The organism is Microcoleus harperi Pol14_C6 (assembly GCF_036701295.1).
Lineage (GTDB): Bacteria > Cyanobacteriota > Cyanobacteriia > Cyanobacteriales > Microcoleaceae > Microcoleus.
Genome location: NZ_JAUBQN010000010.1, coordinates 129066 through 151538, shown reverse-complemented (window position 1 = coordinate 151538; position 22473 = coordinate 129066). Strand labels below are relative to the sequence as shown.

Annotated in this window: 16 protein-coding genes and 1 pseudogene; 6 read left to right on the top strand and 11 right to left on the bottom strand. The window is 46.3% G+C overall.

Going from position 1 to position 22473, the window contains the following annotated elements; translation table 11 throughout:
* Positions 1-119: 119 nt before the first annotated feature.
* From QUA27_RS10490 to QUA27_RS10480, 3 genes are all read right to left on the bottom strand, one after another.
* Positions 120-308, bottom strand: coding sequence for a hypothetical protein (locus QUA27_RS10490; protein WP_041623246.1), 189 nt, complete (start codon positions 306-308; stop codon positions 120-122).
* 144 nt (positions 309-452) lie between these two features.
* Positions 453-647 carry a hypothetical protein gene (locus tag QUA27_RS10485; RefSeq protein WP_333067843.1) on the bottom strand — a complete coding sequence of 65 codons (195 nt, stop codon included), beginning with the start codon at positions 645-647 and terminating at the stop codon, positions 453-455.
* Positions 648-817: 170 nt separating this feature from the next.
* A complete protein-coding gene (locus QUA27_RS10480; protein WP_333067842.1) occupies positions 818-1045 on the bottom strand; it encodes a secretion protein HlyD in 228 nt (75 codons plus the stop codon).
* A gap of 251 nt (positions 1046-1296) precedes the next feature.
* On the opposite strand from QUA27_RS10480, the gene QUA27_RS10475 reads away from it, so the two are divergent.
* From QUA27_RS10475 to QUA27_RS10450, 6 genes are all read left to right on the top strand, one after another.
* Positions 1297-2496, top strand: a complete 1200-nt coding sequence (locus QUA27_RS10475) for an HlyD family secretion protein (RefSeq protein WP_333067841.1) — start codon at positions 1297-1299, stop codon at positions 2494-2496.
* A gap of 237 nt (positions 2497-2733) precedes the next feature.
* Complete coding sequence (gene trpS, locus QUA27_RS10470; RefSeq protein WP_333067839.1) at positions 2734-3744, top strand: tryptophan--tRNA ligase; 1011 nt, start codon at positions 2734-2736, stop codon at positions 3742-3744.
* Between the two features lie 138 nt (positions 3745-3882).
* On the top strand, positions 3883-4773 hold the full coding sequence (locus tag QUA27_RS10465) for a methylenetetrahydrofolate reductase (RefSeq protein ID WP_333067837.1): 891 nt from the start codon (positions 3883-3885) through the stop codon (positions 4771-4773).
* A gap of 117 nt (positions 4774-4890) precedes the next feature.
* On the top strand, positions 4891-5289 hold the full coding sequence (locus QUA27_RS10460) for a hypothetical protein (protein ID WP_333067835.1): 399 nt from the start codon (positions 4891-4893) through the stop codon (positions 5287-5289).
* On the top strand, positions 5289-5489 hold the full coding sequence (locus QUA27_RS10455; RefSeq protein WP_333067834.1) for a hypothetical protein: 201 nt from the start codon (positions 5289-5291) through the stop codon (positions 5487-5489). Before QUA27_RS10460 ends, QUA27_RS10455 begins: the two co-directional genes overlap by 1 nt.
* A 63-nt stretch (positions 5490-5552) precedes the next feature.
* On the top strand, positions 5553-7196 hold the full coding sequence (locus QUA27_RS10450; protein WP_333067832.1) for a mucoidy inhibitor MuiA family protein: 1644 nt from the start codon (positions 5553-5555) through the stop codon (positions 7194-7196).
* 306 nt (positions 7197-7502) lie between these two features.
* Here QUA27_RS10450 and QUA27_RS10445 read toward each other — a convergent pair whose 3' ends face one another.
* From QUA27_RS10445 to QUA27_RS10415, 8 genes and pseudogenes are all read right to left on the bottom strand, one after another.
* Positions 7503-8873, bottom strand: coding sequence for a diguanylate cyclase domain-containing protein (locus QUA27_RS10445; RefSeq protein WP_333067831.1), 1371 nt, complete (start codon positions 8871-8873; stop codon positions 7503-7505).
* Positions 8863-11322, bottom strand: a complete 2460-nt coding sequence (locus tag QUA27_RS10440; protein WP_333067830.1) for an MASE1 domain-containing protein — start codon at positions 11320-11322, stop codon at positions 8863-8865. The genes QUA27_RS10445 and QUA27_RS10440 overlap by 11 nt, the downstream gene beginning before the upstream one ends.
* A 39-nt stretch (positions 11323-11361) precedes the next feature.
* Positions 11362-11496, bottom strand: a pseudogene (locus tag QUA27_RS27625) (hypothetical protein); the annotation flags it as partial.
* Between the two features lie 219 nt (positions 11497-11715).
* Positions 11716-12207, bottom strand: coding sequence for a YajQ family cyclic di-GMP-binding protein (locus QUA27_RS10435; protein WP_006634691.1), 492 nt, complete (start codon positions 12205-12207; stop codon positions 11716-11718).
* 130 nt (positions 12208-12337) lie between these two features.
* A complete protein-coding gene (locus tag QUA27_RS10430; protein ID WP_333067857.1) occupies positions 12338-12754 on the bottom strand; it encodes an MAPEG family protein in 417 nt (138 codons plus the stop codon).
* A 15-nt stretch (positions 12755-12769) separates the two neighbouring features.
* Positions 12770-13273 carry a hypothetical protein gene (locus tag QUA27_RS10425; RefSeq protein WP_039887610.1) on the bottom strand — a complete coding sequence of 168 codons (504 nt, stop codon included), beginning with the start codon at positions 13271-13273 and terminating at the stop codon, positions 12770-12772.
* A gap of 278 nt (positions 13274-13551) precedes the next feature.
* Positions 13552-14649 carry a phosphotransacetylase family protein gene (locus QUA27_RS10420; protein WP_333067827.1) on the bottom strand — a complete coding sequence of 366 codons (1098 nt, stop codon included), beginning with the start codon at positions 14647-14649 and terminating at the stop codon, positions 13552-13554.
* A 799-nt stretch (positions 14650-15448) separates the two neighbouring features.
* A complete protein-coding gene (locus QUA27_RS10415) occupies positions 15449-22108 on the bottom strand; it encodes a DUF4347 domain-containing protein (protein ID WP_333067826.1) in 6660 nt (2219 codons plus the stop codon).
* Between the last annotated feature and the right edge of the window lie 365 nt (positions 22109-22473).

Genomic DNA, 22473 nt, shown 5'->3' with positions numbered 1-22473 from the left:
AATGAGTAGAGCATAATGAACACTACTCCTCACCAACTACCCAATCAGCAAAAAGCACCCATAAAGTTATGGGTGCTTCTCAATCAAGAGTTAGAGAGCTGAATTGACAGCCCTAAACTTTAGTAGTAAGCGTAGCGGACTACTCTTCTGAAGGAACCGTCGCAATTCCGGCGGTACACTACCCAACTGCGGCGGCGCTGACGGTGACAGTTGTAGCGATTATTGGCATAATAGTGACCGCCGTTGACGCTAGCTGATTCTTCAGGAGTGAGTTCAGCAAACAGTGAATTTTCTTTAGTTTCTTGCATGATTTGACTCCTTTCAAGGTGAAAAAAAATAACAGAAACGAGAAATGATCTGAAATTTCTACAGCCTCGCTTAAATAAAGCACCATAAAATTATGGGTGCTTTCTCGATCTACAGTTAGAAAGCTGAATTGACAGCCCTAAACTTTAGTAGTAAGCGTAGCGGACTACTCTTCTGTATGAACCGTCGCAATTCCGGCGGTACACGACCCAACTGCGCCGTTGATTGCGATCGCAGTCATTGTCGTAGCGATTATTGGCATAATAGTAACCGCCGTTGACGCTAGCTGATTCTTCAGGGGTGAGTTCAGCAAACAGTGAGTTTTCCTTAGTTTCTTGCATGATTTGACTCCATTTAATTTGACAAGAGGGAACGAGAACTATAAGTTTTATAAATTTTATATAGCCTCGTGTAATTACTAACTAATAGTTCTTGAAGTGCTGTGCGAGTTCCGGAATATTACCGAGAGATTTTCTACATTCATTCCGATCGCACAACCTGACTCAGCTATCTAAACCACTAGAGTTTTGTAAGGGCGATGGCTGTTCGGATCGTACAGATAAAGCTGGCTAGGCGGCGGCAGGAAAAACAGCATATTCAGGCCATAGCTGCTGCTGTTATCCGTCTCGCTGTTGCTTTTAACAGCGCTAACACCGCTGGTAATGTTGCCACCGTTGACAGTAGCAGATTCTCCATCGGTTACTTCGATGAAGAGTGAACCTTGTTGATTTTCTGACATAAATAACTCCTATTGATACCTATGTACTTACTTACTACCTACGCATACAGTAAAAACCCGGTAACAGCGCCAAAATTTATAGCAAAAATCCCATATTTTCCTGACTGTAGCCCGCTGGCTTCACTCGTCTTGATATTTGGCCAAGTTTGTGGGTGGGAACGCCAAAGCTGTGCGGATTTTTACCTTTACCCTGTGAATTTTGATTTAGACTTCTAAACCTATACTTGGTTTCCGGAAAGCTGATCGTAAAAGTGACAAAACAAATCAGCGATCGATCTCTCCCTCCCAACTCAAAACTCCAAACTCCCAACTATTCCCCTCTCCCCCTTGCCGCCATGTCTCTCACTCCCGAAGCCACACCCCCTGAAACCTTTGATAACGACCAGTTTTTGCCCCCTGTCAGCCGCTGGACGACTTTGGGGGGCATTTTGATGGTGGCGACGTTTGGCGGGGCGATCGCCCTCGCTAGCGTCACCCAATACAGCGCTACAGTCAAAGCAGACGCGATCGTCCGTCCAGCCGGAGAAGTGCGCGTCGTGCAAGCAGCAACCGAAGGAACCGTCGAAAGCATTGCTGTCAGCGAGAATCAGACAGTAAAAGAAGGAGATGCGATCGCAGTTGTAGACGCTTCGCGTTTGGGCGCTCAAAAAAAGCAGTTACAAGAAATAATTAATCAGTCTCAAACAGCAGCACAGCAAATCAACCAGCAACTGCGCGACTTAGAAAATCAAATTTTGGCCAGCGCCCAATTTAAAACCATCCAAAGTGAAACTTCCGCCCAACAGGAATTAATCGAATCCGCTTTAGTAAAATTCGCCACATCGCTGCCAGATGTCGCCGAAAGACTGGGCCGAAGTCGGCGGGTTTTGCTCGTTAAGCAATCGTCCCTTCAACAACAATTGATTCAAGCTAAAAAAGAGCTCAATCAAATTGACTTAAAACTCGAAAATAGCGTGATCCGCACACCCACGGATGGTACAATTCTCAGACTGGAAGTACGAAATACTGGTCAAACCGTACAAGCCGGCAGCGCGATCGCCCAAATCGTCCCCAGCGACGTACCCCTGGTAGTCAAAGCCAAGGTGACATCCCAAGACATCGCCCGCATCCAAATCGGCCAACCCGTACAGATCAGGATTTCGGCTTTGCCTTTTCCCGATTACGGCACATTAAAAGGAACTGTCAGCGAAATCGCCCCAGATGCGATCGCCCCTCAAAATCCCACTAATAATTTAGGTACAGCTTATTACGAAGTGGCAATTAAGCCCGAACAAACTTATTTAACAAAACTCAAATCCGCCAACGGCCAATTCTTCGGAAACTCCCAGGCTAATGTCCCCCGCCAGTATTCGATTCAATCGGGAATGGAAGGCAGAGCCGATATTATTACCAGCGAAGAAACAGTTCTGACATTTGTTCTACGCAAAGCAAGGTTGCTGACAGATTGGTAATTGCTTTCTAACCCATTTCTTAAATGCTACGGCTAAGGACACTGCCTTGCCGTCTCCCTACAGATGTTTAAACAAGTAAGGAGACGGCAAGGTCATGTCTCTACAGATGTCTTAAAAGTGGAACGGGCTTCTAGCCCGTTGCTGACAATGGTGCAAGATCTGAGTTTCAACCAAGAGTATCTTAAATCAAAATAACGTGTCAATATAGAAATGTGACTTCAATTCTATTCTTTCCTCATGGGCAAACAGCGCGTTCTTTCAGGAGTTCAGCCAACAGGCAATCTTCACCTCGGTAATTATCTCGGTGCAATTCGCAACTGGGTAGAAGGTCAAAGTCAGTACGAAAATTACTTCTGCGTAGTCGATTTGCACGCAATTACCGCACCGCACAATCCAGCAACTCTAGCCTCCGACACTTACACGATCGCCGCACTCTATTTAGCTTGTGGCATAGATTTAGAATATTCTACTATTTTCGTGCAATCCCACGTCTCGGCGCACACAGAACTAGCATGGCTGCTCAACTGCATTACGCCGATTAACTGGCTCGAAGATATGATTCAGTTTAAAGAAAAAGCAGTTAAACAAGGTGAAAATGTCAACGCTGGTTTGCTAAATTATCCCGTGTTAATGGCAGCAGACATTTTGCTTTATGATGCCGACAAAGTGCCAGTGGGAGAAGACCAAAAACAGCATTTGGAACTCACTCGCGATATTGTCATCAGATTAAATCACCAATTCGGCACACCCGAAAAGCCAGTATTGAAACTTCCCGAACCGTTAATTCGGACTGACGGCGCGAGGGTAATGAGTTTGACAGATGGCACGCGCAAAATGTCGAAATCTGACCCTTCCGAACAAAGTCGAATTAATTTATTGGATTCGCCAGATACGATCGCAAAAAAAATCAAGCGCTGCAAAACAGATGCCGTGCGGGGTTTGACTTTTGACGACCCCGATCGCCCCGAAGCTAGAAATTTGCTGACACTTTATCTCCTGCTTTCCGGCAAATCTAAGGAAGAAGTAGCAACGGAGTGTGAAAACATGGGTTGGGGAGATTTTAAACCCTTGCTGACAGAGACGACAATTAATGCCCTCAAACCAATTCAGGATAAATACAAGGAAATAATGGACGATCCGGGATATTTAGAGTCTGTACTACGTCGCGGAAGAGAACAAGCAGAAGCTATTGCTAATCAAACTCTAACTAAGGTGAAGACAGCTTTCGGTTATTCTTTACCTGTTTAGTTGTTAGTTGTTAGTTGTTAGTTGTTCTTGGTTACTTGTTAAGAATGACAACTGCCAACAGCCCACTAACAACTGCTAACAGTCAACAGTCAACAGTCAACAGTCAAATAACAAATAACCAATAACAGACAAATAATCATGAACCGTTTTCGCACAGCTTGCACCACCCCCGGAGAATTTATAATCACCGCCGAAGTTGCCCCGCCAAAAGGTGGCGACATAACTCACACAATTCAAATGGCTGAACGCCTCAAAAACCGAGTGCACGCCATTAATATCACCGACGGGAGTCGCGCAGTTTTGCGAATGTGTCCGCTAGCAGTTTCGGCGATTTTAGTGCAGCACGGAATTGAGCCAATTTGTCAAGTTGCTTGTCGCGATCGCAATCAAATTGGCCTGCAAGCCGATCTCATGGGAGCCCACGCTTTAGGCATTCGCAATGTATTAGCACTTACAGGCGATCCCGTCAAAGCCGGCGACCATCCTAAAGCAAAAAGTGTATTCGATTTGGAATCTGTTCGGCTATTGCAAGTTATTCAAAAAATGAACGGCGGCCAAGACTGGAATGACAAACCTTTAACCGACGGAGTTACTGATTTATTTGTCGGTGCGGCAGTCGATCCGCAATGCCCAAGTTGGTCGGGTTTGCAAAGTCGATTTGAGAAAAAAGTAGAGGCAGGAGCACAGTTTTTTCAGAGTCAATTAATTACAGATTTTGAAGTTTTAGATAAGTTTATGCACCACATTGCTGCGGGGTGCAACAAGCCAGTTTTAGCAGGAATATTTTTGTTTAAATCAGCTAAAAATGCTGAATTTATTAAAAAATATGTGCCGGGAGTTCACATTCCGCAAGAGACGATAGACCGTTTAGCAAAAGCTCCGGAACCCTTGCAGGAAGGCATAAAAATTGCTGCCGAACAAGTCAAGCTAGCGCGGCAGATTTGTCAAGGAGTTCACATGATGGCCGTCAAACGAGAAGATTTAATTCCTCAAATTTTGGATTTGGCAGGAATCCAGCCACTGAGCTAAAATTAAACATTGGGGCGGGTTTTACCAATCAATTATCAATGTCTAAAACTAACGATTTAGTAAACTCGTAAACCCGCCCACTCGCGCGCTACCATTTTGAACATCAATAAAACAATCATGCTTCAAACTGTAGACAATCCAACCACTTCTCCCGCAGTCGAACAACGTTTCACTTGGCGCGGTTTGACCTGGCATCAATTCAAGGCAATTCAAGCGGGTTTTGAAGACGTGCCGAATGTACGCTTATGTTATTGTGAAGGAGTTTTAGAAATTGTTGGTACTGGAAGGTTGCATGAAGCGATTAGGTGTTTGATGGGCTTGCTAATGGGACAGTATTTTCTGCAAAGAAGAGTTGTATTTTTTCCCAGCGGTACTTATAGTCAGATTGTCGAAGAGCCAGTCGAGTATCAGGCAGATTTGTCTTATTGTTTCGGAACTATTAAAGATGTGCCAGATTTATCTATTGAGTTGTTATCACTAGCGGTAGTCCGATTAAACTTCAGAAATACCGACTGATGGGAATCCCGGGAGTCGGGTTTTGGGAAGATGGCACTCTAGAGCTTTACCATCTGCGAGAGGAAGGTTACGATCGCATTACTAGCAGCGAAATGCTGCCTGAGTTAGACTTATCTTTGCTGAAAAGCTGCATTTTATTTGCTTCGCATTTGGATGCGCTTGAGGAGTTTGCTAGAGGAATGGGCGATCGGGAAAATTGACCAATAAATAACTTTTGAAATTCCTGGATCGACTAAACGGTTATTAAATAGGAGCAACTAACAATGACTGACTCAGAAATACTTAATTCTGATACCATTAAAACACTAAATACTAGCATATCCGAAGTTACAGTTTACACCGATCGCGCTTTGGTGACGCGGCGCGGCACGGTGGCATTGACGGGAAACGAGCGAGAATTGGCGATCGCCTCTGTACCCGCAACCCTCGAAACAGAGTCAGTCAGGGCCACGGGTGCGGGTACAGTTGCAGTGCGATTGCTGGGAGTGCGAACCGAAACAGTGTTTAGCAGCGAACCTGTGGGCGATCGCACTGCCGAATTAACGCAACAAATTCAGGAATTACAAACCCAAAGACGGGGAATTAACGACAAAATAACCGCCCGAAAAATTCAGCTCAAATTTGTGGAAGGTTTGAGCGAAAAAAGCGTCGGTTTCTTTTCCAGCAGCATCGCCAAACAGCAGGTAGGTTTAAACGAAACTGGCGAATTGCTCAACTTTTTAGGAACTAATTACCTAAAATATGTAAGTGCGATCGCCCAGCACGAAAAACAGCAGCGCGAATTAGACAAGCAAATAGAAGCTTTGCTGCAGCAGTTGCGGCAAGTACAAACTCCCCATTCTCAGCAAAGTTTTAACATCATTGTTGCCATAGAACCCAGTGGCAGCGGCAATTTTGAACTAGAAGTTTCCTATGTAGTCATGGGAGCCCGCTGGACTCCCCTTTACGACTTGCGAGTCAACACTACCAACAACCAAATTAATCTCAATTACTTAGCCGAAGTCAATCAAAATACAGGGGAAGATTGGACGGAAGTAGGGCTGACTTTATCCACAGCAAAACCGGGAATGGGAACTTTGCCACCAAAACTCGAACCCTGGTTTATCGATACTGTTTACCCAAGATCTGCTCAAACCCGAGAACTTATGATGACACGCAGCCGACATCCTGCGGAAGCAGAAATAGCACTAGATTATACAAACTTAGAGTTAGATGAAAGTGGGCCACCTGCTGCTGCCGCACCCCAACTCATAGCAGCTCAAACCGCGACCACACAAGTATCGAAAGAAGGGGGCACCGTCTCATTTCAAGTAGGGGGAAATACCAAGATTCCCAGCGACGCTACACCCCACAAAGTGACGATTTTTAGCGAAAATTATCCGTTTAAACCAGAATATATAGCCGTCCCGCGATTAGTCAGTTTTGCCTATTTGCAAGCAGTTGTTGTGAATCCGCTGACAGGTGCAACTCTTCTGCCCGGTAAAGCAAATATCTTTCGCGACAACACTTTTGTCGGCAGTGTGCATTTAGAAAATGTTTCCCCCGGACAAGAATATAAACTGAATTTAGGAATAGATGAAGGTCTAAAAATAGAGCGGGAATTAGTAGAAAGACAAGTAGATAAAAAACTTATTGGCCAGCAGAGGCGCACGAGTTACGCTTATCGCTTAAATGTGACAAACTTGCATCATGTGCAGGTACACCTGACACTAAAAGAGCAATTGCCAGTCAGCCGTAATGAACAAATTAAAGTGCGATCGACTCTCACTAATCCGAAGATAGTAGCAGGTGAAATGGGACTGCTAGAATGGATAATGTCTCTGCCACCGCAAGCAAAGCAAGAGTTATATTACCAGTTTGTTGTCGAACATCCTCCAGATTTAGCAGTCACGGGTTTAGATATTTAATTAGGATTTACACTCTTAATCTGTAACGCCAGCTACAGCTTATACTAATTATGAAAAATATTGCTACATATCAATTAGAGACGAGCCTCTCTAGGGAAACGGTATTGCCGTGTTCGGCGAGGGGCTTGGCGCATGAAAGATAATTTTTATAAGATTGAAAATTGTAGCAAGATTATTTCCAATTGGTATTACTTATCCAAAATTTGACGCTCTGACTATCAACAAAAAACTACGATGAATTACAACTGGCGAAAAGTCCTGTCTAACGGTATAGTTCCCCCTTCCTCAAAAAAACGCCCCTATTTTTCAACAATTTGTACTCCAGCGATCGCGCCCCTGTTGTTTAGCGTCGTACAAAGCTTTGTCTGCATAGGCTACCAGTGTATCTGGTTGCACTTCCAAGGTGGGTATGAGTGAGGAAATACCCAAACTCACTGTGACGAGATCCTTCACGTCAGACTGTGCATGGGGAATCGCGAGATTGTGAAGTTCTTGCTGAATGTTTTGTGCCACCTTAATCCCTCCTTCTAAATCCGTATTCGGGAGGAGTAACACAAATTCTTCTCCACCGTAACGCGCTGCTAAATCGGTGGGACAACGGACTACTTTTTGTAATATTTGCCCTATTCTAATTAAGCAATCATCCCCAGCCAGATGACCATAGTAGTCGTTGTAGGATTTGAATTTATCAACGTCAAATAAAATTAGAGAAAGTGGCTGGTTTTCTGGCGCTAGGCGTTGCCATTCACTTTGAAGGCGATTGTTGAAACAGCGACGGTTAGCCACCTGAGTCAAACCATCTAGATTTGCCAGTTCTTTTAATTTTTGATTGGCATCTTGGAGTGCCAATTCTATTTGTTTGCGGGCGGTAATATCACGGATAGTAACAGAAAAACCATCTCCTAGCTTGACTGCTACGAAGTAAAACCAGCAAGACTTTCCTGATTCATAGTAAAAATCCTGTTCTAAAGATTCCCCCGTCTCGACAATATTAACGAAGCGATTAAATAGTTCGGGATCAATATTACTGAAAAAGTTTTTTAGTACCAATTTGCCAATTATCTCTTCACAACTGCTTTTAAAAGCTCTAGCAATCACGGGGTTGACGACTAAACACCGAAAATCTTCAATCTCCCCTGTTTCGGTATGACGAACAGCCTGCATTGCCACAATACCATCAAGGGAACTATTCAAAACACTAGCAAGTAAAGCCCTCGATTCATAAAGTACCTCTTCTGCTTCCCGGCGCTTAATGTTTTCTTGTTCCAGAAGCTGTTGCTGCCGTTGAATGATTAACTGATTTTCCAGACGCGCCACTACTTCTTCGATTTGAAATGGTTTGGTGATGTAGTCTATAGCCCCTGAATCAAAGGCGGTTACTTTGTCGAAGACATCATCTAAAGCACTAATGAAAATTACTGGAATGTGGCGGAAATCTGCATCAGCTTTGAGAGTTCTACAGACTTGATAACCATCCATTTCAGGCATCTTAACATCTAAAAGTATCACATCTGGTCGCTTTACCTTCACGGTTTTCAGTGCCATCCGCCCGCTGGTGACGCTGCGAACAGTGTAGCCGATTTTGAGGAGCGCATCGCTTAGTAATTGTAGATTTTCTAGAAGATCGTCTACTAATAGAATGTTACCTTTATTTTCGCTTTTAGAATTAAGATTCATTGCCGGTCGGGGGTTCTAATAAATCAATAATCTGCTCAAAGTTAAATTGACTGGCAAGTTTTGTCAGGGATTTTATCAAACGAGTTTCTGTTTTGGGAATTTCTCCGATAACTTGTAACACCAGGTTGGTATTTGCCTCAAGTGCCGCTGCGTATAGTTGACTAATCCATTCTTGAGTCATACAGCTTAAATCTTCCGATGTCAATGGGATTTTTTCTGTATCATCCAAGACAGGAGATATTGTTTCTGCATAGATATATTTGACTCCTAAATGCTTAGCTAGTGCATCAAAAATACTGTGTTCAATGAAGGGTTTGCGAAGGAAGTCATCACAACCGGCTGAAAGCACGATCGCCTTTTCTTCTTCCAACACACTCGCCGTTAACGCGATTACAGCCGTAGCACTGCCTTTAGTGGTAGATTTGATGTATTTTGTCGCTTCGTAGCCATCCATAACTGGCATCCTCATATCCATCCAGATTAGGTGCGGTTCCCATTCATCCCAAATTGCGATCGCCTCTTGTCCGTTACTAGCTTCTTTCACCTCAAATCCCAAGGGACTCAACAACTTAATTAGTAATTGTCGATTAATAGATTTATCATCGACTGTGAGAATTTTGTAGCTAAGTTGACCGGGCACCAGTCCCAGCACTCTTGGATATTCTCCTGTACTCTTGCTGTTTGTTTCGTGACCAAATTTGGTCTGAATATAAAATTGGAAACTTGTACCTTTTCCTAATTCGCTTTCTACGCAAATATCACCACCCATCAATTGCACAAATTTCCGGCTAATTGCTAAACCTAAACCCGTTCCTTCCTGCATATCTTTTCCAGCTTGAGCTTGACTAAAGGCATCAAATAGTTTGGGCACTTCTGCAGCTGCAATACCCACCCCTGTATCGCGAATACGGAAATGCAAATTAAAAACATCTGTGGTTTCTTGTTCTCCCATAAAGACATTCAAAGTGATTTGACCCTCGGAAGTAAATTTGATGGCATTGCTGAGTAAATTAATTAAAACCTGACGCAGTTTTACTTGATCGGTACAGATATAGCGCGGAACATTTTCTGTTCGCTGGAATACCAAATTCAATCCGGCATTATTAGCCCGCAGATGTAACATATCTTCTAAATCATTCAGCAAGATATGTAGGTCAAAGTCTGTAAGATTAAGGGTAGTTTTACCTGCTTCGATTTTTGATAAATCGAGTACATTATTAATTAACGTTAATAGATAATCACCACTGCGATAGATAATTCCCGCATTCTCGTATTGTTCAGGGGGCATATTTGTGGCGCGTACCATTAATTGCGAAAAGCCGAGAATAGCATTGAGGGGCGATCGCAATTCGTGGCTCATATTGGCAATAAATGTACTTTTGGCTTGATTAGCGGTTTCTGCTTTCACTGCCAACTCTCGCGAAATCTTCTCACTTTCCTGCAAAGCCATAGTACGCTGAATCACTCTTTCTTCTAATTCCGCATTAGCTTGTTGTAATTTTAAAGCCGCTTGACGATTTTCCGAAACAATCGCAGATGTCACCATCGTCGTAAGGGAAAGTACCCCCACAAATAAAAGTAGTAACAAAAGGGAATTACTAGCCAACGCGGCCTTATAAAAAATACCAATTTTATAAGCCGTAGTGATAAAAGCCAAACTACAAATGGCGGTGACTAAAATAGTAGTAACTTTCTGACTAAAACGAAAAACAGACCATAACAGAGGGGGTAAAAGTAAATATTCTACAGGTTGACTCTCAAATAAGGCAAATTTAATGACTATTCCCAAAAGAATAGCAATAATCATAAATTCTCCACTAAGCCAAGACTGCGGGGCAGAAAATTTATTTTTTTTAAAACAACAAATTAACAAGAAAGGTGTAAAAAGTAAGATACCTATACTATCACCAATCCACCAACCCGTGAAAGTTTTTAGAAAGTCAGACTGGGGGACAAGTTTCTGATAAGTGAATGAACAAGTCCCGATCACAGCGTTGGGTAAACTAACTCCCAAAAAACTAACGGCGATAAAAATTACTACATGATTGACTTTATTAAAAGGAAACTTTGTGCGAGTTAACCGTCGAATCACAAATACTGTCAATAAATTCCAAATTGTTACACTAATAGTATTTAAAACAATAGCCCATAAAGTTGGAGATATCGACCAGGTCATGATTAAGGTCGCAATAAATTGACCCATAAAGATACCTAACCAACGAGAATAACCCCACTCCAATAAAGTAGCGAACATCCATCCTGTTCCGGGCCAAACGGGTGAAATATATGGTGGAATAATCGTAAGACTGGACCATTCATGATTCGGGAGCAACCAACAAATCAAAGGATAAACAATAGAAATAATCAGAACTTGAAGCCACCAGTGGGGATTTTTTATTTCTAAACTGAGACCATTTAAGAGGTTAAATAATTGTTTTTTTGCGAGCATTTTTTAGGTATCAACTTGCTTTACAAAAACTCTCAACTATCAATCATGAACCATTAAAGGTTCAATTAAATCTAGAATTTGCTCAAATTGAAATTGACGTGCTAATTTAGTCAGGCTTTTGATTAAAAATAGTTCAGTTTCAGGAATTTCCTCAATTACTTTGATCGCTTTTTCTGTGTTTGCTTCTCACACAGCTTCAGATAAGCCGATCATCCATTCATGGGGCCTTAAGTAGGTCGGCGCTGTAAAACAAGTTGATTTGGTGCAAATATCTAGTCAGCATCAGCTTGCAACAAAGCAAGATTTGTGAATCCCAGCAAGTTTAAGGTAAGTTCAATCGCACTCAAAGAGGCGATCGCACAACTGGGAATCCCATACTTAGCTTTCAAAAATTTACCTGTAATTTGTAAACTGCAAAGCTACCGGATAATCTTCTTGCTTCAAGCGTTGAATCACCAACTGCAAATCATCTTTATCTTTAGCAGAAACCCGCACTGCATCTCCTTGAATCGAACCTTGAATCTTCTTAAATTCATCGCGAATCAATTTAGTAATCTGTTTCGCGATTTCCTGACTGATACCTTTTTTAAGTTTAATTTCTTGACGCACTCGACTGCCGCTAGCAGGTTCAGCTTTGCCGTAATCAAAAATTTTCAAAGATAAATTGCGCTTGGCGGCTTTAGTTTGCAAAACAGTGTGAATGGCATCGAGAGTAAATTCGCTGTCCGTATTGACAGTAATGGATTCAGCGCCCAATTCCACGGTTGTTTTGGTATCTTTCAAGTCGTAGCGGCTTTGAATTTCCCGCACAGTTTGGTCAACAGCGTTAACTAATTCTTGCCGATCGAACTCGCTGACAATATCAAAGGAATAACTAGCAGCCATAAATTAGTAATTGGTAATGGGTAATTGGTAGTTGGTAATGGGTAATTGGTAGTTAGTAGTTGGTAATTAGTCATTAATTAAGCGTCTCTTAACTAATGACTAATGACTAATGACCACTGACTAATAACAATTAACCATTAACAGCCATTAAACTGAAATAGAATAAAGTAGCTGTGCAAGAAGAACTAATCGCAAACATGAGCGATCGCGCCAGCGGCACATTCAGAATATAGAAAACCGAAAACAACAACCGGGCGATCGTAAAAGCGATCGCAGCCCAACCCGCCGGTTCCGAATCTACCCCCGTCACAAAAGCCATCAAAGCCGCCGCTGAAAACAGCATAAACGTCTCAAACGAATTTTGGTGAGCCCAAGTTGCCCGCTGAGCGTAAGCCGGCAACTTATCAAACATAGCGCGGGGGGCTGCTTGGTCATAGCCTAGCTGCAAGCGGGCGAACGCAACCACCAAAAACGGTGCGTAAACCAGCGCAGCAGCAGCAGCAATACAATCAAGCAGAATAACCGACACAGGTAATCCCAACAGCATCATCCGCCTCGCAGTTCAATCAAAATAGAACAGAGTAACTACCTTGCGCTGTTCCTCCGCATCCTGACAAGTTTTCAGCAAAGTGTGGCTTTCGTGAAAAGCAAAACATATCAGTTGCTGGCAGCGAGAAATAATCTCCTGATTGCACATGGCGCTTGCTTCCGGGAGAGACAAGCTATCATTTTTGGGATTTTCTACCAAATGTATCACTTGTTCGAGTTGGTCGCGAGACTCCCGAGGCTGGCGACTCATGCTTTGTGGCAAAATCACCGTCAGCAGATTAGGATCTGCTCGCATTGCCCCCCGAATTGCGGCTGAATTGGTGCCTGTAGCGCCAGAAGTGATGAGCTGATTGCCTCCCAGAACTATGGCGTAGCTCAGCATCTCAATTAGCTGCTGGTGGGTAATAGGAACGTGGCGAGAACCCAAAAGAGCAATCCGCTTGGAGCTGGTTTGCTGGATCGCCGCAAGTTCTTGTAAAAAATCATCTACTCTGGGTAGCTCAATTGATTGACTCAAAGAATTTATTAAATTAAATAAAACTACGTTGTGGATTTTAGCAGACTCACTAGCCATTGCCGCCAAAAAGAAGTTAAGAATTGCTGATTTACGGGTTCAGACTAGAGGATCTGGAGATTTGAGGAAGCCCGAAGGCAGAATGTCTGAAGACATTCGGCAGCCGGAGCTCAAGGTAGAATTCAAGAAAAATTGAGAATTTAAGAATTTTGGCTTTTTATTTATTTAAACAAAAAGTTCTCTCTGCCGAATACCTTCTTCCCTCAGCTCCGGCTCTGTTATTAATGGACTCGATCGCTCAGGCCCAAGGATGCCATCATGCCATCAAGGTCAAAATGTTCTGCCATTAGCTGAGTAACGCATTCCACCTTGATCGGTTCGTGCAGGCGCACGCTGCCAAAGGTGCTGTCGATAATTTCTACCGTGGTTAAGGTATCCAAATCAACAGACAAAACGGGAATTTCCATTTCTTCTGCCCTGCCAATCACTAGGGGAGAAGGAGGCAAGTGGCCTGTCAAAATTAAGCACTGAGTCGAGCTCTCCAGAGCTGCTAGCTGAATGTCCGTGCGATCGCCCCCCGTCACCACCGCCATATTTCTCGCTTTGCGGAAATACTTCAGAGCTGAGCTAACATTCATCGCGCCAATTGTCAAGGTTTCCACCATCAAGTCCAAACGGTCTCGACGGCACAGCACGTCAGCTTTCAATTGGTGCACCAATTCTTTGACGCTGACACTTCGCAGCAAAGCACTTCTCGGCAGCATTCCCAAAACTGGAATACCCGCAGCCTCCAGAAAAGGCCGCACAGTCGCCGTTACCGATTCGAGTTTGTCCGAGGGAACGTCATTAAGTACCACTCCCAGCAACCGCGAACCCAAACGCTGTTTAGCCGACAGCAAATCGTCTATATAAAGATCTATCGGGCGGGCTACCAACAGCACAGAGGCATCAACTGCCTCAGCGACTTGAGCCAAAGACAAGTCAAACAGACTGCCTTCCTCCAAATTAGCTGGGCCTTCTAACAGCACCAAGTCTCCGCTGGGAGCTTGCAAATATTGCGCTAAAGATTGGCGGTAATCTGTCTTGTCTTCTCTCCGCAAACGCTTGTGAACCGTCTCTTCATCCAAATACAGCAGTGTTGACGGCATCTGACTTTCTGAGAGCTTCAGCGTCTCTACCGCGAACCGTACATCTTCGTCCTCGATCCCAGCTCCCTCGGAGCTGAAACAGGTTCCCAGAGGTTTGCCGTAGGCGATGGCCAGTCCTTTTTCCCGGAGTCCGAGTGCCATCCCCAAGGCGATGGCAGACTTGCCGCTGTAAGCTTTTGTGGAACCGATCAGCAAATATTTAGTCAATTTGGGTACGCCTTCAATCCTCAATTTGCACCTGTCTATTTCAATAAATTTAGTTTTTTCTACAGTATTTGTGAACTGCGACTCAATTTGGCAATACTATTATACTCGATTTTGTCGCTTTTGGGCCAATTGTTTTTTTAGTAAAAAAAATATTCACCTGTTCGCAACTCTTTTCTTCCCATTCTTTTTACTTGATTTTGGGAAAGCTGTTTTTAAATTGTTTGTTTTATCCGCCGTTTTTGATAATAATTTATCACCCCTGCTTCCTTTGAAAACCGTTTTGATTGTAAAAATTTTAGCCCGTTATTTTATTACTGAATTTAGATAGTTATACCGACTTTTATAAAATAAAAATAACCAGTATAAGTTGTGATTTCACTAGAAACACCTATTGAGAGGGCTTGGTGAAGTTTTTGTTTGGTATATAGCAATTCTAAATCATTTGTCAATTTCTTACCCCCTCCCCTTCGTAAAGGGAGGGTTGGGCTGGGAAAAAAATACGACTCATTTATGATTGCTATCATACAGGTCTTTTGTAGGAATAAAGCCCGGTGCTTGCCCGATCATTTTTGCATATAATTGAAAATCGATAGGTTGTATTATTAGTTATTAATTATTAGTGCGATCACCCGCGTTCAAACCGAGCGGTGGCACTGCGAGCAATAAGCTGCTTAGGATCGGGCTTCGAGCTTCTAAACAAATAAATTGTCGGGCGGCGTGGGCTCGAATTTCGGCAGCCCAAAGGCTGATTGCGATGCTAGCCCGATCGCAGTTCAAGGGCTGTAGATTGATTTTCCTTGGGCGGATCTACAGCGCTTTCCTCTCAGCTACCGAGTCGCAAAATTTGAACGAAATCGGACGGCGCGATCGCACTGGCTTGCACCCCATTCAGAACAGCCAAGAGTTCGCCAGAATTCGCAATTTTGATTAAGGTTGCGCCATTGCTTTGGCTAATGCTCAGTTGAGCGAAAGTCAAACCGCCCGCTAAACTCACCAAATCTTCCCCTTTCCTGAAGTCGGATATGACATCACTTCCTTGTGCGGGTGTCAAGACAAATAAGTCGCCTCCGCTGCCGCCTAGCAAAGTATCGCTGCCCTCATCGCCAATCAACACGTCGTCGCCAGCACCGCCGACCAAACTGTCACTGTCTTTACCGCCCAAAATCGTATCGTTGCCACCATCACCGTTGATGGTATCGCTGCCTTCATTGCCGAACAGCACGTCATTGCCAGCACCGCCACACACTTGGTCTTGACCGCCAGCAACGCCGATCGGCAGGGGGCTGCCAATATCCCCATACACCGTGTCATCCCCGTCGCCACCGCAGATAGAGTCATTGCCTTGGTCGCCGAACAGTAAGTCGCTGCCCGAGTCGCCAAAAACTACATCGTTGCCCTTGCCGCCGCGCGCAGTATCGTTGCCGTCACCGCCAGAAAGGGTATCAGAGGCATCCTGACCGCAAAGGCTGTCGTTTCCCTTGGCACCCAATAACAAGTCGTTCCCGGCGCTATCGCGGTCAGATTCGCTGTTGGTGCCACCGTAGAGGCTGTCGTTTCCCTCCTCGCCCACAACAGTGTCAGAACCCCGTCCGCCCCAGATCAGGTCGTTATCTTTGCCACCGAAAGCAGCGTCGTTCCCCTGACCGCCGAAGAGGGTGTCGTAGCCGGCTTGACCGTTAAGGTAGTCGTCGCCGGGCCCGCCCAACAGCAAGTCGCGATCGACCTGCAATCCAACAGGAATGTTGCTGATCAATCCGCCAAATAGGTTGTCGTTGCCTGCCAAACCGATCAGAACATCGTCTCCGGCCAAACCGTTGATGCCGTCACCGCCACTGGTGCCAGCGAGGATCTCGTTTGTATCCGCACCAACCAGGTTGTTTTGAACAAGATTGAAACCGTGAAGAGGGCTGATTTCCGGTAAGGTAATTTGCGTGCAAATGCAATCTGCATCTTCAGTTTGCTGCGGGGTTGGGACGGGAGTTGGTTCCGGGAGCGGGGTTGGGATTGGGGTTGGGATTGGGGTGGGGATTGGGGTTGGGGCTGGAGTTGGTGCTGGTGTGGGCGTCGGCGTCGGCACGATAATTGTGGGCGAAAAATTGATGACTGGTGCTGGCGTCGGCGCTGGTGTGGGCGTCGGCACGATAATTGTGGGCGAAAAATTGATGACTGGTGTCGGCGTCGGCGCTGGTGTGGGCGTCGGCACGATAATTGTGGGCGAAAAATTGATGACTGGTGTCGGTGTCGGCGGGGCGATGTCGTTGTCGGCGATGGTGACGCTAACTGGTGCGATCGCCACTGGCAAGTATTCGGCAGCACTGTCGGCGGCAACGCTCGAAAGAATGAACCCGGTGTGCCCTCCTTCCACTATGCTGTCGTCGGTAGCTTTGACGGTGACAGTTTGCGCTGCATTCCAGTTAGCCGGAGTGAAAACGAGCGGCGCGATCGCATCTATTTGACTGCCCGCAGCGAAGTTGACCGTAACGTTAGCTGTCGGCGCTTTTGTCAGTACAATGCTGTAGCTGCCTGCTGAACCTCCTTCTGCTGCATTGGTGCTGTTAGGAGTGACGGCGATGCCGGGGGAGTCGTTATCGATAATTAAGACATCGACTTTGGAAATGCCGATATTGTTGTAAGCCAAATCCGTGCTGCTAGCGCTGGAGGCGATCGTGCTCAGGTGCGTTCCTTCAACAAGAGAGTCGTCGTTTGCTTTGACAGCGGCGATTTGCGGCACGTTCCAGTTGTCAGAGGTGAAGGTGAAGGAGGCGAGCGCTTCTATTTGACTGTCTGTGGCGAAGCTAACTTTAACGTCACTTGAAGGCTGCCCGGTTAATACCGCGGTGTAACTGCCATTGGCACCGCCTTCTGCTGCATAAGTTGTTGTCGGAGAAATTTTTACCCCTGCAGTCGAGGTAGCTGTGTCGTTGTCGGCGATGGTAACGCTGACGGGTGCGATCGCCACTGGCAAGTATTCGGCAGCGCTTCCTGCTGCCACGTTGTGGCTAATTGTGCCACTGTGGCTTCCTTCGACAACAGTGTCGTCGGTTGCTGTCACCGTTACTGTTTGTGGCACATCCCAGTTAGCCGGAGTGAAAACAAGCGGGGCGATCGCATTTATTTGACTGCCCGCAGCGAAGTTGACCGTAACGTTAGCTGTCGGCGCTTTGGTAAGGACAATATTGTAGCTGCCTGCTGCACCGCCTTCTGCTGCATTGGTGCTGTTAGGAGTGACGGCGATGCCGGGGGAGTCGTTATCGATAATCAAGACATCTACTTTGGGGATGCCGATATTGTTGTAAGCCAAATCCGTGCTGCTAGCGCTGGCTGCGATCGTGCTCAGGTGCGTTCCTTCAACAAGAGAGTCGTCGGTTGCTTTGACAGTGGGGGTTTGAGGCAGGTTCCAGTTGTCAGAGGTGAAGGTGAATGAGGCGATCGCTTCTATTTGATTGTCTGTCGCGAAGCTAACTTTAACGTCGCTTTTTGGCTGGCTGTTGAGGGCTACTTGATAGGTGTCGGTTGCGCCGCCTTCGGCGACTATGGTGCTGCCTGTTTGGGTAACAGTCACGCCAGCAGCAGCAGTAGTAGCTGTGTCGTTGTCGGCGATGGTGACGCTAACTGGTGCGATCGCCACTGGCAAGTATTCGGCAGCGCTGTCGGGGGCGACGCTGTGATTGATCGTGCCACTGTGCCCTCCTTCCACTATGCTGTCGTCGGTAGCTTTGACGGTGACAGTTTGCGCTGCATTCCAGTTAGCCGGAGTGAAAACGAGCGGCGCGATCGCATCTATTTGACTGCTCGCAGCGAAGTTGACCGTAACGTTAGCTGTCGGCGCTTTTGTCAGTACAATGCTGTAGCTGCCTGCTGAACCTCCTTCTGCTGCATTGGTGCTGTTAGGAGTGACGGCGATGCCGGGGGAGTCGTTATCGATAATTAAGACATCGACTTTGGAAATGCCGATATTGTTGTAAGCCAAATCCGTGCTGCTAGCGCTGGAGGCGATCGTGCTCAGGTGCGTTCCTTCAACAAGAGAGTCGTCGTTTGCTTTGACAGCGGCGGTTTGCGGCACGTTCCAGTTGTCAGAGGTGAAGGTGAAGGAGGCGATCGCTTCTATTTGACTGTCTGTGGCGAAGCTAACTTTAACGTCGCTGGAAGGCTGCCCGGTTAATACCGCGGTGTAACTGCCATTGGCACCGCCTTCTGCTGCATAAGTTGTTGTCGGAGAAATTTTTACCCCGGCAGTCGAGGTAGCTGTGTCGTTGTCGGCGATGGTGACGCTAACTGGTGCGATCGCCACTGGCAAGTATTCGGCAGCGCTGCCTGCTGCCACGTTGTGGCTAATTGTGCCGCTGTGGCTTCCTTCGACAACAGTGTCGTCGGTTGCTGTCACCGTTACTGTTTGCGGGACATCCCAGTTAGCCGGAGTGAAAACGAGCGGCGCGATCGCATTTATTTGACTGCCCGCAGCGAAGTTGACCGTAACGTTAGCTGTCGGTTGAGTGTTGAGGGAGACTGTGTAACTGTCTGTCGCGCCGCCTTCGGCAGCAGTCGTGCTCGCAGGAGTAATTGTGATGCTGGGCGTATTGGGAGTAGCGACATCGTTATCGGTGATGCTGACTGTTACCGGCGCGATCGTCACGGGCAGATATTCCGCCGCACTGCCGGCGGCGATGCTGTGGTCGATCGTACCCGTGTGCAGTCCTTCGACTAAACTGTCGTCGGTAGCTTTCACCGTGACTATTTGCGGTAGGTTCCAGTTATCTGAGGTGAAAGTAAATGTGGAAATCGAATCGATTTGAATGCCCGTATTAAAGTTGACATTAACAGGCGCAGTCGGTTTGCTCGTTAGCGCTACCTTGTAACTGCCTGTTGCGCCGCCTTCGCCAGCAGTCGTGCTGGTAGGAGTAATTGTGACTCCGGCGGTATCGTTGTCGGTAATTTGGGGAATAACCGAGGCAGTAGCAATCAGGTTGTATTTCGCGTCTGTACTGGTGACTTGGTGGGCGATCGTACTGGGGTGCGTGCCTTGAGCCACAGCATCGTCCACGGCTTGCACATTCACCAGTTGAGGCACGTTCCAGTTGTCGGGAGTAAATTTCAGAGCGATCGGGCTTCCGCCTCCAGCCCCCACGTCGCTTTGGGCGTCTGGGGAGGCGGTGACAGTAACATCGGCCACAGGCTGGCTGGTCAATACCGCGGTATAGCTATCCGAGTTGCCACCTTCGCCGATTTTGGTGGTGCCGCCAGTTTCGGTAATTTTTACCTGTGGCGTGTCGTTGTCGGTAATTGGCAAAGTCAGATTGGCAACAGCAGTGCCGTCCAGCGTCACGGGCACAGCGCCGTCGTAGTTAGCGTCTGCACTGGTGACACTGCCGGTAATCGTGCTGCTGTGAGGGCCTTCGGCTACGGCATCGTTAGCTGCTCGGACAGTGATAGTTTGAGGGACGTTCCAGTTGCTGGGAGTAAAGTTGAAGCTGACGGGGTTTCCAGCACCGGCCCCCAAGTCTGTCTGGGTGTCTGGTTTAAGAGTGAAGATTACCAGTTCGGTGGGCTGGCTTCTGAGCGCTACTCTGTAAGTGTTGGGGCTGCCACCTTCTGCCAGACCGGTGTTTGTAGGCTCTGAGGTGACAACAATGCCTCTGGTATCATTGTCCGCGATCGTCAGGCTGTCTGTATTTGGGGAGCCGATAATGTAGTTGGTGCTCGGAGCGATGGTGAATATGACATTTTCATTGGGGTCAAAAATATTGTCATCAATGGGAGTAATTGTCAGATCGACGCTTGTCTGCCCATCGGGAATAATCACTGTGCCGCTAGTTGGGGTGAAGTTGGTATTAGTACCCGTTGCAGTATAGTCGGTGGTGAAGGTGGCAGACCCCGCTACATTGAAATTGACAGAGAGCTGTCCGTTGCTGTTGGCGGCGCGGGTGATTCTAAAGGTGCCTGGAATCGAACCAGCTTCGGCCGGACTGCCCAGTGGGGAAATGCTGAGGACGGGGAGATTTAATTCATTTGGCGGTAGCGTCCCAAATATGGTGGTTGTGGCATAGCTAGTAGACTGATTACCTTCAAGCGAAAATCTATTTCGCAGGGCAAGGGTCAGGTCGTAGGGGCCTGTGCCAACTGGCAGAGGGTCGACAAATTGATCTGCATCCAGGTCGTCGCCGTATACTGAGTCGTCTAGCGCACCGCCGACGGTCTCAACAATTTTGTCCCGCAAGAGGGGGTATTGCTCGATTTCGTATCTGCCCGGTAAGCCAGTTGACCCCCCTATACCGGTAATCCCCACAAAGGTCACTGGTAGTGCAGGATCGTCTCCGCTGTCAGTTTCAAAGAGAATTTCCTCCGTACCTGAAACACGACGACCGCCAGTGTCTGCAATAGAGCCATCAAATTGCAAGTCGCCGTCAACATAGCGCATTAACTCAAAGTCTACTCTTGTATTTCCAGGGTTTGTAATCCTGTAGGTTTGAGTTAAAAGACTCCCTTTCCTTACCCCATTTACTACTAGGTCTGTAACCGTCTGAGTCAGTACAAAATTAAGACCACCAAAATTGAAGGTGCTTGTAGCAGTGGTTGCGGTTGAATTTGGGTTAAAGACTGGATTGAGTCCCCCTGTATTGCCGATAGAGCCGGTAGTCAGAAAAGTATATCCTCCTGTACCGCCCACCCTCATGGCTACCCCAGACTGAAAAGTGGTGCTCGCGGGTCCTGAGGGACCGAGGGGGTCATAATTCGCATAAGAAGCACCTCCACTGCCATTCACACTGGACCCAAAAGACCCGAAGGCATCTACTCCGACGACTGTAAGGCCTGCATCCCCTGCTGCTGTATTCAAGTCGACTAAGGTAAAGGCATAATTGTTCAGCGTCTCGGCTTGAATAGCTGGATTTATTGCTATTTCACCTGTGGTTGCCTGAAGCAGCCAATCTCCTCCTAAATCTGCACTGCCTGTCAGCGTTGTAGAAGCTGCGATTTTTGCTTTTGTAAGGTGGTTTATTTGCTCCACGAATGCTCGGCCGCGGCCTGCTGCAACACAGCAACCGTAAAGCAAAATCTCTGCTTTCGCACTCAGCGATGCTGCCCATTTTTGCAATTGGCTGGCGTAGCAGTTGAGAGTATCTAAGCTCAATTGAGCTGTGCCTAACTGCAAGCTGCCGGGACTGCCGTGGCAGATGATGTGCAGTGCAGATACCTCCTGACAATCGGCTAGATACTCGCTAATCTGGGCAATACCGTTTTGCTTCGAGTCCAGGATAACTGTTGCGATTCCGGGTTTGACTCCGGCAACTAAGCTTTGGTAATCTGCAACGGCTGTGTCTATAAAAACAATCTCTGAAATTTCTGTGCCCAAAGAGCCGATCGCCTGCTGAGAATCAGCAGGTTTTGCACTACCAGCGGCGACATTTGCTGCGTCTTCAATGGTAAATTGGACCGGGCGATCGCTAATTAAAGAATCTATATAGAGTTCGTGGGTGAGCGGAGTCATAATATACCTCTGGCAAAAATTGGTAGGTTTTCAATTGCGGTTAAGAAATTGTCTCAGAGCACCCCGAACAAAAAAATCAGGACTTATATTAAATCCCTTCGATCGCAACATTACTTAAAATTCTTGCTGAAGACAGGTTGGATTATTTAATCTATTTTCGTAGAAATTAACTCATCCTAATTTAGTTCTCATCCTCACATATCTCAGTAATATTGCTGAGGATCGTTACAAAGATTAATACATGAAAAAAGTTCGGAGTTTGGTGCGGGAAATGTGTCTTGCCTCACATCTTGCACCATGTCCGAAATAGGCTTTTGCGCTTGTTCCACAACAAATACAACAGTTTTCAATGGGATGAAATATAG

What these genes read in the sequence shown, in the direction of transcription:
- QUA27_RS10490 (WP_041623246.1), bottom strand. Translation starts at nt 308, where the DNA reads ATGCAAGAAACTAAAGAAAATTCACTGTTTGCTGAACTCACTCCTGAA.
- QUA27_RS10485 (WP_333067843.1), bottom strand. Translation starts at nt 647, where the DNA reads ATGCAAGAAACTAAGGAAAACTCACTGTTTGCTGAACTCACCCCTGAA.
- QUA27_RS10480 (WP_333067842.1), bottom strand. Translation starts at nt 1,045, where the DNA reads ATGTCAGAAAATCAACAAGGTTCACTCTTCATCGAAGTAACCGATGGA.
- trpS (WP_333067839.1), top strand. Translation starts at nt 2,734, where the DNA reads ATGGGCAAACAGCGCGTTCTTTCAGGAGTTCAGCCAACAGGCAATCTT.
- QUA27_RS10465 (WP_333067837.1), top strand. Translation starts at nt 3,883, where the DNA reads ATGAACCGTTTTCGCACAGCTTGCACCACCCCCGGAGAATTTATAATC.
- QUA27_RS10460 (WP_333067835.1), top strand. Translation starts at nt 4,891, where the DNA reads ATGCTTCAAACTGTAGACAATCCAACCACTTCTCCCGCAGTCGAACAA.
- QUA27_RS10455 (WP_333067834.1), top strand. Translation starts at nt 5,289, where the DNA reads ATGGGAATCCCGGGAGTCGGGTTTTGGGAAGATGGCACTCTAGAGCTT.
- QUA27_RS10450 (WP_333067832.1), top strand. Translation starts at nt 5,553, where the DNA reads ATGACTGACTCAGAAATACTTAATTCTGATACCATTAAAACACTAAAT.
- QUA27_RS10445 (WP_333067831.1), bottom strand. Translation starts at nt 8,873, where the DNA reads ATGAATCTTAATTCTAAAAGCGAAAATAAAGGTAACATTCTATTAGTA.
- QUA27_RS10440 (WP_333067830.1), bottom strand. Translation starts at nt 11,322, where the DNA reads ATGCTCGCAAAAAAACAATTATTTAACCTCTTAAATGGTCTCAGTTTA.
- QUA27_RS10435 (WP_006634691.1), bottom strand. Translation starts at nt 12,207, where the DNA reads ATGGCTGCTAGTTATTCCTTTGATATTGTCAGCGAGTTCGATCGGCAA.
- QUA27_RS10430 (WP_333067857.1), bottom strand. Translation starts at nt 12,754, where the DNA reads ATGCTGTTGGGATTACCTGTGTCGGTTATTCTGCTTGATTGTATTGCT.
- QUA27_RS10415 (WP_333067826.1), bottom strand. Translation starts at nt 22,108, where the DNA reads ATGACTCCGCTCACCCACGAACTCTATATAGATTCTTTAATTAGCGAT.